Source organism: Tumebacillus sp. BK434 (assembly GCF_004340785.1).
Classification (GTDB): domain Bacteria; phylum Bacillota; class Bacilli; order Tumebacillales; family Tumebacillaceae; genus Tumebacillus_A.
Genome location: NZ_SLXS01000005.1, coordinates 241,960 through 256,211, shown reverse-complemented (window position 1 = coordinate 256,211; position 14,252 = coordinate 241,960). Strand labels below are relative to the sequence as shown.

22 protein-coding genes and 1 pseudogene are annotated in these 14,252 nt (G+C 55.2%); 20 read left to right on the top strand and 3 right to left on the bottom strand.

The window, feature by feature from the left end; genetic code table 11:
• Nucleotides 1-26: 26 nt before the first annotated feature.
• The 4 genes from EV586_RS14900 to EV586_RS14885 all read left to right on the top strand — a co-directional run bounded on the left by EV586_RS14900 (nt 27) and on the right by EV586_RS14885 (nt 2,270).
• Nucleotides 27-572 (top strand): GNAT family N-acetyltransferase, encoded by a 546-nt coding sequence (locus EV586_RS14900; protein WP_132945910.1) that lies wholly within the window; start codon nt 27-29, stop codon nt 570-572.
• Nucleotides 565-891, top strand: coding sequence for a YnfA family protein (locus EV586_RS14895; protein ID WP_132945909.1), 327 nt, complete (start codon nt 565-567; stop codon nt 889-891). Before EV586_RS14900 ends, EV586_RS14895 begins: the two co-directional genes overlap by 8 nt.
• A gap of 232 nt (nt 892-1,123) precedes the next feature.
• Nucleotides 1,124-1,315, top strand: coding sequence for a hypothetical protein (locus EV586_RS14890; RefSeq protein WP_132945908.1), 192 nt, complete (start codon nt 1,124-1,126; stop codon nt 1,313-1,315).
• 37 nt (nt 1,316-1,352) lie between these two features.
• Nucleotides 1,353-2,270, top strand: coding sequence for a metallophosphoesterase family protein (locus EV586_RS14885; protein ID WP_165898623.1), 918 nt, complete (start codon nt 1,353-1,355; stop codon nt 2,268-2,270).
• Nucleotides 2,271-2,325: 55 nt separating this feature from the next.
• Here EV586_RS14885 and EV586_RS14880 read toward each other — a convergent pair whose 3' ends face one another.
• Complete coding sequence (locus tag EV586_RS14880; RefSeq protein ID WP_132945906.1) at nt 2,326-2,814, bottom strand: GyrI-like domain-containing protein; 489 nt, start codon at nt 2,812-2,814, stop codon at nt 2,326-2,328.
• 102 nt (nt 2,815-2,916) lie between these two features.
• Here EV586_RS14880 and EV586_RS21510 point away from each other — a divergent pair.
• The 14 genes and pseudogenes from EV586_RS21510 to EV586_RS14820 all read left to right on the top strand — a co-directional run.
• Nucleotides 2,917-3,124, top strand: a pseudogene (locus EV586_RS21510) (helix-turn-helix transcriptional regulator); the annotation flags it as partial.
• Nucleotides 3,112-3,639: a GyrI-like domain-containing protein gene (locus tag EV586_RS14875; protein WP_243653051.1), complete on the top strand. Its 528-nt coding sequence runs from the start codon at nt 3,112-3,114 to the stop codon at nt 3,637-3,639. The pseudogene EV586_RS21510 and the gene EV586_RS14875, both read left to right, overlap by 13 nt.
• Nucleotides 3,626-4,360 (top strand): hypothetical protein, encoded by a 735-nt coding sequence (locus tag EV586_RS14870; RefSeq protein ID WP_132945904.1) that lies wholly within the window; start codon nt 3,626-3,628, stop codon nt 4,358-4,360. The genes EV586_RS14875 and EV586_RS14870 overlap by 14 nt, the downstream gene beginning before the upstream one ends.
• 355 nt (nt 4,361-4,715) lie before the next feature.
• Entirely contained in the window at nt 4,716-5,195 is a 480-nt protein-coding gene (locus EV586_RS14865; protein WP_132945903.1) for a PaaI family thioesterase, read from the top strand.
• Nucleotides 5,196-5,365: 170 nt separating this feature from the next.
• Nucleotides 5,366-5,512, top strand: coding sequence for a hypothetical protein (locus EV586_RS21195; RefSeq protein WP_165898622.1), 147 nt, complete (start codon nt 5,366-5,368; stop codon nt 5,510-5,512).
• Between the two features lie 243 nt (nt 5,513-5,755).
• A complete protein-coding gene (locus tag EV586_RS14860) occupies nt 5,756-6,241 on the top strand; it encodes a dUTP diphosphatase (protein WP_132945902.1) in 486 nt (161 codons plus the stop codon).
• 14 nt (nt 6,242-6,255) lie between these two features.
• Complete coding sequence (locus tag EV586_RS14855) at nt 6,256-6,849, top strand: beta-class carbonic anhydrase (RefSeq protein ID WP_132945901.1); 594 nt, start codon at nt 6,256-6,258, stop codon at nt 6,847-6,849.
• Between the two features lie 159 nt (nt 6,850-7,008).
• Nucleotides 7,009-7,431 carry a hypothetical protein gene (locus EV586_RS14850; RefSeq protein ID WP_132945900.1) on the top strand — a complete coding sequence of 141 codons (423 nt, stop codon included), beginning with the start codon at nt 7,009-7,011 and terminating at the stop codon, nt 7,429-7,431.
• Between the two features lie 9 nt (nt 7,432-7,440).
• Nucleotides 7,441-8,046: a 30S ribosomal protein S4 gene (gene rpsD, locus EV586_RS14845; RefSeq protein WP_132945899.1), complete on the top strand. Its 606-nt coding sequence runs from the start codon at nt 7,441-7,443 to the stop codon at nt 8,044-8,046.
• Between the two features lie 102 nt (nt 8,047-8,148).
• Nucleotides 8,149-8,430 (top strand): DUF4190 domain-containing protein, encoded by a 282-nt coding sequence (locus EV586_RS14840; protein WP_132945898.1) that lies wholly within the window; start codon nt 8,149-8,151, stop codon nt 8,428-8,430.
• A gap of 115 nt (nt 8,431-8,545) precedes the next feature.
• Nucleotides 8,546-9,148: an RNA polymerase sigma factor gene (locus EV586_RS14835; RefSeq protein ID WP_132945897.1), complete on the top strand. Its 603-nt coding sequence runs from the start codon at nt 8,546-8,548 to the stop codon at nt 9,146-9,148.
• Nucleotides 9,102-9,611, top strand: coding sequence for an anti-sigma factor (locus EV586_RS14830; RefSeq protein WP_132945896.1), 510 nt, complete (start codon nt 9,102-9,104; stop codon nt 9,609-9,611). The genes EV586_RS14835 and EV586_RS14830 overlap by 47 nt, the downstream gene beginning before the upstream one ends.
• 15 nt (nt 9,612-9,626) lie before the next feature.
• Nucleotides 9,627-10,388, top strand: a complete 762-nt coding sequence (locus EV586_RS14825; protein ID WP_132945895.1) for an RING finger protein — start codon at nt 9,627-9,629, stop codon at nt 10,386-10,388.
• Nucleotides 10,389-10,398: 10 nt separating this feature from the next.
• A complete protein-coding gene (locus tag EV586_RS14820; protein WP_132945894.1) occupies nt 10,399-11,661 on the top strand; it encodes a DUF4097 family beta strand repeat-containing protein in 1,263 nt (420 codons plus the stop codon).
• A 53-nt stretch (nt 11,662-11,714) separates the two neighbouring features.
• On the opposite strand, the gene EV586_RS14815 is transcribed toward EV586_RS14820, so the two are convergent.
• A complete protein-coding gene (locus tag EV586_RS14815) occupies nt 11,715-11,903 on the bottom strand; it encodes a hypothetical protein (protein ID WP_132945893.1) in 189 nt (62 codons plus the stop codon).
• A 125-nt stretch (nt 11,904-12,028) separates the two neighbouring features.
• Between EV586_RS14815 and EV586_RS14810 the strand changes: the two genes are divergently transcribed.
• Nucleotides 12,029-12,481 carry a MarR family winged helix-turn-helix transcriptional regulator gene (locus tag EV586_RS14810; protein WP_132945892.1) on the top strand — a complete coding sequence of 151 codons (453 nt, stop codon included), beginning with the start codon at nt 12,029-12,031 and terminating at the stop codon, nt 12,479-12,481.
• 70 nt (nt 12,482-12,551) lie between these two features.
• Here the strand turns inward: EV586_RS14810 and EV586_RS14805 are convergent, their stop codons facing one another.
• On the bottom strand, nt 12,552-12,998 hold the full coding sequence (locus EV586_RS14805) for a peroxiredoxin (protein WP_132945891.1): 447 nt from the start codon (nt 12,996-12,998) through the stop codon (nt 12,552-12,554).
• Between the two features lie 116 nt (nt 12,999-13,114).
• Here EV586_RS14805 and EV586_RS14800 point away from each other — a divergent pair, with 116 nt between their 5' ends.
• Nucleotides 13,115-14,230: an aminopeptidase gene (locus EV586_RS14800; protein WP_132945890.1), complete on the top strand. Its 1,116-nt coding sequence runs from the start codon at nt 13,115-13,117 to the stop codon at nt 14,228-14,230.
• The last annotated feature ends 22 nt before the right edge of the window (nt 14,231-14,252 follow it).

Below are 14,252 nucleotides of genomic sequence, written 5' to 3'. Positions count from 1 at the left end.
AATCATACAAGTGGGAGTGAAGAGCGATGTCAAACCGAACAAACGCATTGCCGGTTCGGATCGAACTTTGGACAGAATCTGATCTGGATCTGCTGCGCCAAGTCAATGCGCCGGAAATGACGGAACATTTGGGCGGAGCTGAGACGGATCAAAAATTGCAGACTCGCCACCGGCACTATCTTGCGATCAATGAAGCGGGTACGGGCCGAATGTTTCGTGTCATTTCAAATGTGGATCAGACGGCGGTTGGAACTGTCGGGTATTGGGAACGCGTGTGGAACGAGGAGGATGCGTACGAGATGGGCTGGGCGGTGTTGCCACCCTATCAAGGAAAAGGTGTCGGGAGTGCCGCAGCAAGAGCGGCCATTGCCCAAGCCAGATCGGAGCAGAAGCGCAAATACATGTACGCCTTCCCGTCTGTTGACAACCTCGCATCGAACGCGATCTGTCAGCAGCTTGGATTTACATGGATGGGGGAGCGCGAATTCGAATACCCGAAAGGAAACTTCATGCGCTGCAATGAATGGCGATTCGACCTCTTAACGGAAACGGAATGTCCAGCACATGATTAGCGCCATCGTTTTGTTCATCGTTGCAGGTTTGGCGGAAATTGGCGGAGGGTATCTGGTGTGGCTCTGGCTGCGCGAAAGCAAACCACTCTGGTATGGGGTGGCTGGGAGTGTGATTCTCATTCTGTACGGGATCATTCCGACCATGCAGAACTTCCCAAGCTTCGGCAGGGTCTATGCCGCATATGGCGGGGTGTTTATCATACTCGCAGTCTTTTGGGGTTGGTGGGTAGATAAGAAAACGCCCGACTTGTACGACTGGGTTGGGGCAGGAATTTGTATGATCGGCGTTGCAATCATGTTGTTTGCACCAAGAAATTAGTGAGGAGACACGCATTCCTCCTCCATGTCTTCGCGAGCTCCACTCTAGATTTTGCGAACAAGCCGTGCCGCGGAAGTAACTTTATCGAATCACTAGAAATAGGCAAGCTCGCACGGGATACCGCGCTGGCTTGTTTTTCTTTTTCCGCAATCGTTGCGTACACTTGCCGTTTCAAGAACGGATAATCTCGCATTTTCTAATAGGGAGAACGACGGAAGGGAGGAAACGAATGATGAACTTTAAAGTTGGCGCATGTTATGGGCTTCAAGTGTCTGGTACCACAATGGGGTCGTTTCGAATTTACAACGGCAAAGTCACGACCGAAACGCAAACTTCCATCACGCTGAAGTACATGGGCAGCAACGGACAAGTCCGAACTCGAAACATCAAGAAACTCGACATCATCAAGGCTGTAAAACTGTAGGTCGAAAAACAAATTTCGCCTGAAGGGAGGTGATTCGGTGGCACCGATCTATGAAAAAGCCCGCAAGTTGCTGCAATCGCTGCCCAAGTCTTCTGCCTTTCGGTTTGTCTACTTCGGAGACAGCTGGTTCGACTGGGGCACGACGCGAGCAGATGCGGTCACACGTTTTCAGATTTTCCTTGGCGCGCTGGAGACGGCTGCCCGACAGACACCCAAACCGCTGTTCATTTTGATCGGCGGCGATGTGGTCTTCTCCGGCACGCAACAGCAGTTCCAATATGTCACTCAGAAGATCAGCCAGTTTATGGACACTTCCAAAATTCCCGTCTTCATCGCACCGGGCAACCATGAACGCACAGGCCCCACAGGTCCTCTGAATCTGTATCGCAAGTATATTTCCGCACAGCTCAACTATCGAATTGACGTCCCCCGACTGCGGGTCGTGATGCTTAACGATATCGGCCCCAGCTCAGCGCTGAGCAGTTCGGATTACGCGAGTTACTATGGATTCGAGCAGTCGGGAAATGCGCTGCCTTTCTTGAAGGAGTCGCTGCGCACAACTCCTGCCGGAAGCAAAGCGGTCGTTGTGATGCACGTTCCGCCGCGCACCGGAACATGGACGCGCACCAACGGCACGACTTTCACGCTCAAACAAGAGGATGGATTTTCGTTGTCCAAGCCAAAAAATCGCGATTTTATGAACACGCTCAGCGCGAATCGCAACAAGATGCAAAAAGTTTTGGTTGGACATGTCCACACCTATGCGACCAGTACGATTCATGGAATCCCGTACGTGCTGGAAGGGCAGGGCGGCGCGGTGATTGGGTCGAACAGCATCGTTCTGTTTACCGTCAACAATGGCATCGTCTCCTCGCCTAAGCGAATCCCGATCAAACGCAGCAACAAAACGCCGTCCAAAGTGTTTGTCGGACAGTCGACGCTACCCAATCCCTAATTGATTTGAGCAAGACCAGACCTGAGTTCAGTATTCGACCCGACTCAGGTCTTTTTTATGGTCGGGTATCGTACTTGATCGGAATCAAAATCTCATACTCATTCTCCTCCCGGGCATGATCGTCCACCGTGGGGAGGAAGCGCCGATCATATCGCTCCATCCGGAGGGCGGAGAGGTCTTGCTCATACCCGTTTTCTTTCATCCATTTGAACAGATTCAGATAGGTGTCCTGCACGCTGCTCATCGGCCCGCGGTGGGTGGCTTTCAGATACTGGCGAGCGGGAAGGGCGAAGGCGAGCATGCCGTAGGGGATGGTGTCAAAACGCTCGACTTCGACGGTCAGGTATTCGGTGTAGATTTTATGCTTGAAATCTTCATCGCTGATCTCATAATACGCTCCTGCTACGACCTGAGGAATCTCCGCGACGCGCTCCAAAAAGATTGTCCACAGCTTCGGCATTTCAATCGGCAAGACGTCAAACGGTCCGGCGAACTTCACGCCGATCAACTTCTTCTCCGGCAGTTCCACGATGGTGATGTTCATGGCAAGCACTCCTGTCCTTTACAAATTTTACCCTCTGGATTTATCATAACAGTGAATCTGGTCAAACTTTGTCATACTTCCACAGACTAGGGTGGGATTTTTTTGTCTAAGTCCAAGCGGCTGATCGAGCTGATCAGGCTGGTCAACCGAAAAAAGAAATTTACCGTCCGCGAGCTGGCCGATGAGTTGGGCGTCTCCTATCGCACGATGTGGCGCTATCTGCAAGAGCTCGGCGAGCTGGGCGTCCCGCTGTATTCGGAACCGGGTGCGCATGGCGGCTACCAAATCTTGAACGAGGTGGAGCTGCCCGCAGCGCTGCGGACAACTTCCGCCGCGACCCTCGAAGGACAAGTGCTCACGCTCCCGGCGTATCAGGCGGTCGGCTATGAATTTACCGCTCCTTACACCGCGCGCGGGGAAGCGGAAGTGCTGGTGCCGCGGTTGTGGTTTCAGCTGCTGGCGAAAGCGGATGAGATGGCGCAAGTCATCACACCGGTCATCAAAAGGGGGCTGGCGCTGCATCGGGAAAGCGGCTTCACCTATTCTGTGACGGTGGGCGTGGAGCAGGGCGCAGATGTGCCGGAGGGAATGGTTCGCGTCGAGGTGCCGGAGCATGAGTATGTGTGTTTCACACATGTCGGTTCGGTGGAACGGGTATCGGTGGATGAAACGTTTCATGGGATCTTCGCATGGCTGAAGCAGCATGGCTATCGGCGGGTGGCGTCACTTCCCTGGATCGAGCTGTTCGACGAACGATTCAACCCTACGCTGCCAAATAATTCGTTCGATATCTATATCCCGGTGGAAAAACATGAGGAAGCATAACTTTCTGCAGACGATTCAAGCTCTGATCCGCATGCATCAAGCCGGCTTGCTCGGCGGCGAGACGATGCCGGAGGACGCTTTGCTTGGCGTGGTGCCGGAGCAGGAGCTGCCCGATGTTTTGACGCTGGCGATGGCTCTGAACTACCAGCGCAACTCGTACTCGCTCTGGGAGGCGGTCGCCAACGCCTACCGCGATGAGCAAACGCGCTGGGTCTTCACGCCGCACAAGGCTATGAAAAGCGGGCGTGCGCAGTTGGCAGAAGCCCTGCTGCACCACCGGGTCGCCCTGCAGCCGAATCGCCATCCTGAGATCTGGCAACGCGTGGCTGCGGGAATCGCCAACTCCTCTTCCCTCGGTGATGTGACAGGACTGATCGAGTCGGCCGACTCTGATCTTGCGGTGCTCAAACAGATCATGCAAGGCACGAGAAAGGCAGAGTTTCCGTACCTTTCAGGGCCGAAGATTTTTAACTATTGGCTCTACGTGCTGGAGACGTACGCAGGAGTAAGCTGGAAGTATCGTGAATTGATCACCATCGCGCCCGATACGCACATCTTGCAAGCGACCGCGAAGCTGGGCATTTGTGCATCCGTTGACAGGCAAGAGGTCGCCGAGGCGTGGGAAGCAGCATTGCAGGGCAGCGGAATCGCCCCGATCGATGTCCATACCCCGCTGTGGCTGTGGAGCCGGGCCGGGTTTCCGGCGATTGAAGAACTGTGAATTTCGCTAGGGGATGCGAAGGAATTGTGCGATGAAGCTGATCAAAGAGCTCTGCGATCGGTCATCGTATGCCGAGCGGCTATCTGCACCAGAGCGGACAGCATCACGACGCCTGTCTCTATTCGCTGCTGCAACCGGAGTTTGACGGCTTACTCGCCTGATGCTAGGATGGAATTCATCTCCACCTGTAGCGGCTGAGCATATGGAATCCTACGCCTTTACTTTCTGGGCGCATACGAGATAAGCACGACGCAAAATCCCATTTAGAGATGGGTTCTTTGACGTATCGTGCTTCTTGTGCGTTCCGCCGACCTCTACCATCAGCAGTCACAAAGCTTGAAAGGAGCCACACCCTATGGAACACCGCGAACACATTCTCTCCTTGCTCGACGCGCTTTCGGAGGACGACCAGGCGTTTATGGTGCGTCTGCTCGAAGCGAAGATCCGCTCCAACCAAAGCCCGCTCGCTTACATCGAGGAGCTGATGTCGTACCAGTACGCCGGCCAGGACGGTGAGCTGTTTATTCACAAGATGGAGGTGCGCCCGGAGATCAGCAACCGCTACGGGATGCTGCACGGGGGCATATTGTCCACTTTTATCGACACGGCGATGGGCGCGACCTGTTTTGTCGTCAACGGCACGACCCACAAGACGGTCACGCTGGACCTGCAGGTGAAATTTTTGAAAGAAGCCAAACACGGCACGCTGACCTGCAAGACGAAATTTCAGAAAAACGGCCGGACGATCTCCGTGCTGGAGTCGCACGTTTATGACGAAGCGGGCCACATCATCGGCTCAGCAACTGGTACTTTCTTCAAAATCCCGAACTCCTAGACATTTCAGAAAACTCAATAAACCCGCGTCTACTCTGGTTTTGTCCCACGTATAGTAAAGAGGAACCCGCGTACATTCGACAAGGTTCACTGTACAACGATCGTTGCGCAATTTCGAACTTTTTGTTACAGTGAAGACACAAAATTGTCACAATTACGGAGGGACTCACCATGACATTCGGACTGGGTACTGTTGCTGCGCTGCTGTTTTTGATCTCCTGCGGGCTCTGCGTCTATCTGATCAACCGGACGGAGAAGACGATTCCTCCGATTCAGATCCACAACACATCCGATTCGCTGCACGACCTCACCGCGTAGACGCAAGTCCCGGCAGTTTCAGCAGCACGACCCGTCGAGGCGGAGGGATCGTGTATGTGGCCGTTGCTGTTTGCTTGTGGCATCTTCGTATTCGTCGGCTTGATGATGCTGCTCTTTATCTGGAGCGGGCGGTTTACGCAGACCAAATCAAAAGATTGATACCTTCGGAAGGGCGGCCCCTTCCTTTTTTCTTCCCATCGCTGATTTTATGATACTATGGAGAGCGGAGGGGATCGACGTTTGATGAACCTACATAAACTGCTGACTCTACAGCGCGAACTCGATGCCCGCATCAAAGCGGAGCACGGACTTCACGGGCAGGATCTTGTACCGAAAAAACTCCTCGCGCTGCAGGTCGAACTCGCGGAGCTCGCCAATGAGACGAGATGTTTTAAATTTTGGAGCAAAAAGCCGGCGTCCGGTCTCGACATCATCTTAGAAGAGTATGTTGATGTGCTGCACTTTGCGCTCAGTTTGGCTCTTGAGCTTGGCTATACCGATCTGCAGCCGGCCGCAGCGGCTCCTGCAGACAGCGTCACGGCGTCTTTTCTCGAGTTGATGGATCGGAGCAGCCGGCTGGCTGCCACGCGCGCACAGGGCGATCTGGAGGCTCTGCTGGCGGGACTGCTCGGGCTGGGCGGTCAGCTTGGCCTGCAGGCGGGCGACATCGAAGCTGCCTATTTGGCAAAAAATGAAGTTAACCATCAGCGTCAGGCACAGGGATACTAACGGGGGTGTAAGAGATGAACAAAACCATCTTGGAGCAAGTCTTGGAAGCCAACGAAGGATTCGTCGAGGAATGGCAGAAACTGCAGGGGCAGAACCGCAAGCCGGTCTCGAAGATCCCGAGCAAGGAGCTGGCGATCTTCACCTGTATGGATACACGGCTGGTCGACTTTTTGGAAGGGGCGATGGGCATTCAGCGCGGCGAAGCGAAAGTGATCAAAAACGCCGGCAACACGCTCGCTTCCCCCTTTGGCGTCGTCATCCGGTCGCTGGTGATGGGGATCTACGCGCTGGGCGTCAAAGAGATCATCGTCATCGGTCATCTCGACTGCGGCATGGCGACGGCGACCGCCGACGGCCTCAAAGAAAAAATGCTCGACCGCGGCATTTCGCCCGATGCGATCAAACTGGTCGAAGGCACCTTGTCGCAATGGGTGGACACGTTCCACCATCCGATTGAGAACGTCGCCGAAGTCGTCAAATCGATCCGCGAAAATCCGCTGATCCCGAAAGACGTGCCGGTGCACGGCCTGATCTTCGACCCGGAAAACGGCAAGCTCGAGCTGATCGTCAACGGTTACGAAGCGGGCGCTCAAAAAGAGATCCAATAAGATCAGCACAGCAAAAAATAACAAAGTCGCCGTTTGGAAAATGTCTCAGATGGTTACGCTACGAAGGAGTGTTTGAGTCTGGGTGTTTACAAGCTCTCTTCATTCCGCTATAGTAGGCAGTGGCGAATGAGAATCATTTTCAATTAAAGGTGATGTGCTATGCTCGCTCAAAAAATACGCAAGGAAGTCGTACAGATGTGCTGGGGTGTCGGCCATTACCGCGAGCCGCAGCCAATCATCGACTGCATGGAACACATTTTAACAAATTGGCCTTACAGTGCGGATGTCGACGTTTTTGTCTCAAAATGGGAGGAAACCGGATGCCATTTGCATACAAAGGCACTTGTCAAAATCGGTTCCGGCGTGTATTCTTTAATTTTGTCGGAGACATGCGAACCCGACGTGCTTATTTACAAGCAAAATGACATCACTTATCTCCTTGCATCGGTCATCGAAGAGACCGAAGAGGAGTTGGCTAGACTTCGTTCCGAGGGCGTTGAAGTGATCGATCCGCTCTCGCACATGCTTCAGGAAATGGAGCAGTTTCACGCTGCACAAGATCAAGAACAGATAAGGGAGTAGATACTTACAATGGCACGCACTACTGGACCGAAACACAAACTCTGCCGCCAAGTTGGCCAAGCTCTTTGCGGCTCCGCAAAATGCCCGGTGCACAAGCGCCCGTACCCGCCGGGTCAACACGGCCCGACCAAGCGCAAGAAGATCAGCGAATACGGCTTGCAGCTGCAAGAGAAGCAAAAGCTGCGCTACATCTTCGGCGTACTCGAGAAGCAATTCCGCGCGTACTACGAAGAAGCTGCACGCCAAAAAGGCATCACCGGCGAAAACCTGCTTCGCCTGCTCAACTCGCGCCTTGACTACCTCGTGTACCAAGCGGGCTTTGCACGCACCCTCGACGGCGCTCGTCAGCTGGTCAACCACGGCCACGTCACCGTCAACGGCAACAAAGTCGACATCGCATCGTTCGCAGTTCGCCCGGGCAACGTGATCAGCCTGCGCGAGAAGTCCCACGATATCGTCTCTGTGAAAGACGCGCTGGCTGGCGTGACTTCCCGTCCGGCTTACATGGACTGGAACGAAAACGCTCTGCAAGCGACCTATGTCCGTTACCCGTCCCGCGAAGAAATGCCGCAGCAAGTTCAAGAATCGATGATCGTCGAATTCTACTCCCGTTAATCGCGGGATCTGGAAAACGCCTCCACCGGGGGCGTTTTTTTCGTTTCTAAGGTATAATAGATTCGATTCGTTTGATGACTGTAAGTAGGGAGTGTTTGATAGATGAGTGAACCGAGGCCTTTTCTCCAGACCAACCGGTTGTCGGTCGCCTCGCTGGTGCTGGGCGCCTGCTCGCTGGTGACGGTGATCATTCCGTTTTTGAACTTTTTCATATTGCTGATGGGGCCGCTCGGGATGGTGCTCGGGTTTGTGGCGATCCGCCAGATTAAACGCAATCCGGAGACGTTGAAAGGCGGCTGGCAGGCGCTGACCGGGATTTTGCTGAACCTGATCTCCGTGCTGCTCGTCGCAGCGATGTTCGGACTCGTGCTGATGATGATCTAAGGATCTAAACTTTTTTGCCAAATCGTGAAGGGTTTCTCCCACAGGGGTTCGTCAATAGGTGTGACTGAACGAATTCTACGGTGGTGCTACGAGGGAGAGGAGGGACCGGAACGCGATGCAGGGGGGAAGCGATCAAGAATTGATACAGCGCGTCACAGCGGGTGACAGCAATAGTTACCGACTGCTCGTGGAGCGGTACCAGACTCTTGTCTACACGATTGCCCACCGCATGGTACGCGACCGGACAGAGGCTGAAGACCTCACCCAGGAGATCTTCCTGAAGGCGTACCGCATGTTAGACAGCTTCCGTGAAGAGGCGAGTTTTAAGACGTGGATTTGCAAGATTGCCACCAACCGCTGTATCGACTGGCGGCGCAAACATGTGCCGCGGCAGGAGCAGACCGCGCAGGTGGAAGAGGCCGAGCGGATTCCCGATGACCTCGATGCATCGCCCGAGCACGTGCTGCTGCGACGGGAGCAGCAGGAGGAAGTGCACGGGATGCTGGAGGAGATGCCGGAAAAATACCGCTCGATCTTGCTGATGTACCATTTTCAAGGGATGAGCTACAAGGACATCGCCGAGGCGCAGGAGATCTCGCCGCGCACAGTCGAAACCAGGCTGTACCGGGCGAAAAACATGCTGCGCGAACGGCTGAAAGGAGGCGGGTCAGATGGAGCACGTATCAGGAGACTTGATTTGGAAGTTTCTAAACGGTGAGGAGCTGCCCGATGAGCAGATCGACCTCGTCGCTTGGCATACGGCCGAATGCGATCTGTGTGCGGAACGCCTTGCCAACATGGCGGAACTCGGCGAGTATATGCCGGAGATCCTGCACGTGGAATCGCCAAGCGCAAGCCTGGTCGACCGGATTATGCTGGAAGTTGAGCAGGTGGAGCGGGAGAAGGCTGCTACTGCCGGTCCCGGCGCTATGGTACCGATGATTCGGAAAGCCTGGGCCAAGCGACTCGAACTGTTTACCCGCCTCGCCACGGCGGCGGTCGTCACCGGTTTTATGGTGCTCGGCACGGCCGGTCAGTCCTATGCAGAGCAAGTCCCGGTGGTCGGCAAGACGATCGCGGCCGTTTCCAACTCCGGAAGCTGGTTCGCGGACGGCACGACCCGCGTCTATTCTGAACTCCATTACCTGCTGAGCGTGGCAAGCTTTGATCTATGGAAATAGGGAGGGACCCATCACATGAACTGCTATTACCACTCCGACCGGGACGTGGAGCGCGAATGCCGCATCTGCCACGAACTGGTCTGCTCCGAATGCGTGGTCCCTGTGGGTGACCATGCGGTCTGCAAGTCATGCATCTCGCAAACGGTGACGCTTGAGGATGCCGGTCTGCTGTCAGATGGCAGCAAGCCGCTGACCAAAGCAGACAAGAAAAAGCAGCGCGCCATCCGCACGGTGCAACGCAAACAGGAAGCGCTGCATACCGGCCATAAGAGCTTTTGGCTCACCACGCTGTTTTCCTGCCTGCCTGGCCTCGGCCATTATTACCTCGGCCTGCAGGTGCGCGGGGTGCAGCTGATGATTCTGTTCTTCGGGCTGATCGTTCTGAACACGATCATGCCGAGCAATTCGCTGCAATTCATCACCGGCATTTCCCTGCCGATCATGTGGTTTTACGTCCAGATGGACGCACATAAATACCGCGATGCGATCAATCGCGGCGAAACGGTGGAAGACCGTCCGATCTACCCGCGCTGGAAAGAGCTGCTCAACATCGCGATGCTCGGCTGGCTCTTTGCGATCTTTGGCGTCATCGCCCTGGCGTACGGCGTGATCGATCTCGCCGGCGTGGGCAACTGGGAGCTGCGGGAAGCGCTGAAGCAACTGGTCTCGGCCGCCCTGTTCCTCGGGGCCGGCTTCTGGATTGTCAAAGGCAAGCCGCTTCCGTTCCCGTCGCAAACCCGCGTAGAAGAGAGTGACAATAGCGGTGAACATGCGTAGAGTTGGAACTTTGACCAGTGCGTGCACGATGCTCGCACTGGGTCTTCTTCTTTTATCCGATATCCTTTGGCAGAGGAGTTATTTCGTATCCGGGCTGAATTTTTGGCCGCTGATCATCATCGGTCTCGGCCTGGAGCTGCTCTGGAATTGGCTGTCGAGCCGCCGCAAGCAGATGCAGGAGCGCATCCGTCTTGACGGGCGGTCGCTGGCGCTGTTGTTCCTCGTCGGCGTCTTCTCGATCAACTTCTACCTCTCCACGACCCGCACGGCGGAAGGGGAGGAACTGCCGCCGCAAAAGCCCTTGCTCACGGTGACCAGCAAAGACATCGCGTTGCCGACACAAGTGGTGACCTTGCCGAAGCAGGTGCGGGAGGTCGTGATACACAATCCGCTCGGTGCGGTCGAAGTGACCGGGACGACGGAGCGCCGGTTGGAGATCGACGCCGTCGCACACGTCTCGATCATCGACGACAGCGCACCGGTCGTCTCAGCGGTCGGGCTGATGCCGTACACGACGGTCGAGGAAGTGACGATGGTCGAAGTCAAACCGCCGGGCGACGACGAGAGCGGCACGATCGACTTGAAACTCCAAGTCCCGGAAGGCATGGTGCTGCGCGTGCGCACCGAGTCGGGCGACGTGCTGGTCAGCAACTACCGGGGCAACGCCGACCTGATCAGCAAGACGGGTGCGGTGAAGGTCAATACGCTCAACGGCGACCTGCTGGTCAATGTGCACAACGGCGCGCTGGACGTGCGTGAAGTTTATGGGAAAGCCGATCTGCAGTCCGGACAGGGCAACATGACGGTAAACAAGATCGGCGGTGACTTGCGCCTGCGCTCAGATGCGGGCAACGCGGAGATCGGACAAGTTGCCGGCAAGCTCGATCTGTATGTCAAACTCGGCAAGATCAACATCAACACGATCGGGGATCAGATCTTGGCGGTTGGCGAATCGGCGGTGTTCAACATTCAGGACCCGCTGGGGCCGCTGGAAGCGACGATCACGGGGCTGGGTGACGTGACGGTGCACGGCGAGGTGCTCGCGCCGTGGACGATCGGCGCCAACAACGGCAAGACGACGCTTGAGATGCCGAAGACAGCTTCGGTCAAATTCTTAGGTGAAACGAACAAAGGCGTGATCAAAGGCCCGACCAAATCGAGCAAAAACGCCGGCACCAAGCAAGGAACTTTGCTGACCGACCAGCTTGGCGACGGCGAATGGCCGGTCACGGTGCGGTCGTATCATGGCAGCATTTTTGTAGATCTGTATTAAAAGGGTCCCCGCAGCAGCTGCAGGGACCCTTTTTGTTGCGGCTGAGAGGCGGACTACTCCGTGATAGCGTCCATCATGGAATCTGCAATCTGCGCCATCTCATCTGTGCTGTTGCCGGCAACGTTGTTGCGGCGCATCATTTCCCAAGCAGCGATCCCGATCCCGGCACCCAGCACCATAGCTGTGACGGTGTTCATGCCGCGTTTGCGGCCCGGCATCATGTCTGTGATCATATCCCACATGTTCATACCACCTCCCGTACTCGTATTTTTTGCGTTTTTTTCGATCTCATACGAAGGAATAATTGGGCAGGCGTAGTATTATAAACTCATATATTAAAATCTGATGATAAAAGGGTTGAGGGGATATGAATAATCTGAATAATGACACGGAGTTGCGCGCTGCGATCGTCCACGCCGTGATCCGGATCAACAACTTGTTGATCAAGCACGGCAACAGCGACAAGCTGGCGGGAGCGTACGGACTGTCTCAGCAGCAATGGACCCTGCTTGGCGTATTGGATCGCAACGGGCAAGGGATGACCATGACAGAGTTGGGGAAAAATCTGTTGGTCACCAAAGCGAACATGACCGGCATGATCGACCGACTGGAACGGGACGGATTTGTCAGCCGCCATCCGGATCAGTTCGACCGCCGTGTCACCAAAGTGATGCTGACGGAGAAAGGCGCGCTGTTCATGCGCGAAATCGAAGGACCCCGCGACCTGTTCACCTCGGAGATGTTTGCCGACTTTACCTCGGAGGAGAGCCAGCAGTTTTACAACTACCTGGAACGTTTCTTCAAAAAACTGGACAGCTGACACCTGAGATAAAAAAGCGGTGCCCAAAGGGACACCGCTTTCGCGTTGCATTCATGCTACAATGAAGAAGTTACGCCTGATTGATCTTCTCGAGCTCGGCGGTCAGCTCGGCGGTGCTCGGCATGCCTTTGTTGAAGTAGCGCAGATTCATGTCTTTGTCGAGGATCAGCACACAGCGGCTGACCATCATTCCGGAAAACGTTGGAACGCCGTATTCGGCGATGATCTTCCAGCGGTCGTCAAAGACCAGCGGGAAGCCGAAGTTGTGCTTGGCGGTGAATTTCATGTGGCCTTCGAACTTGCCGGGATTGATGCCGAGCACAACGGTGTCAAGCTTCTCATAATCGGGTGCTGCATCGCGCGCCTCGCAAAGCTGTTTGCGGCAGCCGGGCGTGTTGTTGATCGGGTAGAAGATCAAGATGACGTTCTTCTTGCCTTTGTAATCATCATACAGGTGGATGGGGCCTTCCGTACTTTCTGCCTGAAAGTCCGGAGCGGTCGCGCCAATCTCTAGCATCACAGTTCCTCCTTGCCGCTCATTTCTTTTTCCATTGTCTCAATCCGCTGCGGACGAGTCAAGGCGAGAAACGCGGGGGAGTGGACCAGCATTTACATACTGAGGGGGTTGAACAAATGAAAGACGCTCGTTACGAATTGCTTGCGAAGAACCTGATGGAATATTCTGTATCCCTGCAGCCGGGCGAAAAAGTGCTGATCGAGATCACAGACGGCGAGATTCCGCTCGCCAAAGAGATGGTGAAAGCTGCGTACGCGGTCGGCGGCATGCCGTTTGTGTGGAACAAAGAATCGCAGATTCAACGCGAGCTGATCCGCGGAGCCAGCGCCGAGCAGATCAAGTTCTGGGGCGACCATGACCGCAAGTTCATGGAGCAGATGGATGCGTACATCTCCTTGCGCGCTTCCCGCAACGTGAACGAATTGGCAGGTCTGCCGTCCGAACAGATGCAGCAGTTTGCAGCGAACTACAGCAAGCCGGTGCACTTCGAAACTCGCGTGCCGAAGACCAAGTGGTGCATCCTGCGCTACCCGAACGAGTCGATGGCCCAGTCGGCGAACATGGCGACGGAAGACTTTGAGGACTTCTATTTTGACGTCTGCACGCTCGACTATGCGAAGATGTCGGAAGCGATGAACCCGCTGAAAGAACTGATGGAGCGCACCGACCGCGTGCACATCAAAGGGCCGGGCACCGATCTGTCCTTCTCGATCAAAGCAATCGGCGCTGTGAAATGCGACGGCAAGCTGAACATCCCGGATGGCGAAGTGTACACGGCGCCGGTGCGCGATTCGGTCAACGGCACGGTGCAGTTCAACGCGCCGACCTTGTACAACGGCCAGACATTTGACAACATCCGCCTGACCTTTAAGGACGGCAAGATCGTCGAAGCGACCGCCAATGACACAGAAGCGATCAACCGCATCTTTGACACGGATGAAGGCGCGCGCTACATCGGTGAGTTCTCGATCGGCTTCAACCCGTACATCGTGAGCCCGATGAAAGACATCCTGTTCGACGAGAAGATCGCCGGCTCCTTCCACTTCACGCCGGGCAACTGCTACGACGATGCGTACAATGGCAACCGTTCCAACATCCACTGGGATCTGGTCTGCATCCAGCGTCCGGAGTACGGCGGCGGCGAGATCTGGTTTGACGACGTGCTGATCCGCAAAGACGGCCTGTTCGTGATCCCGGAGCTGCAAGGTTTGAACCCGGAGAACTTGAAATAGTTCCCAGGGGTGCAGCATGAAA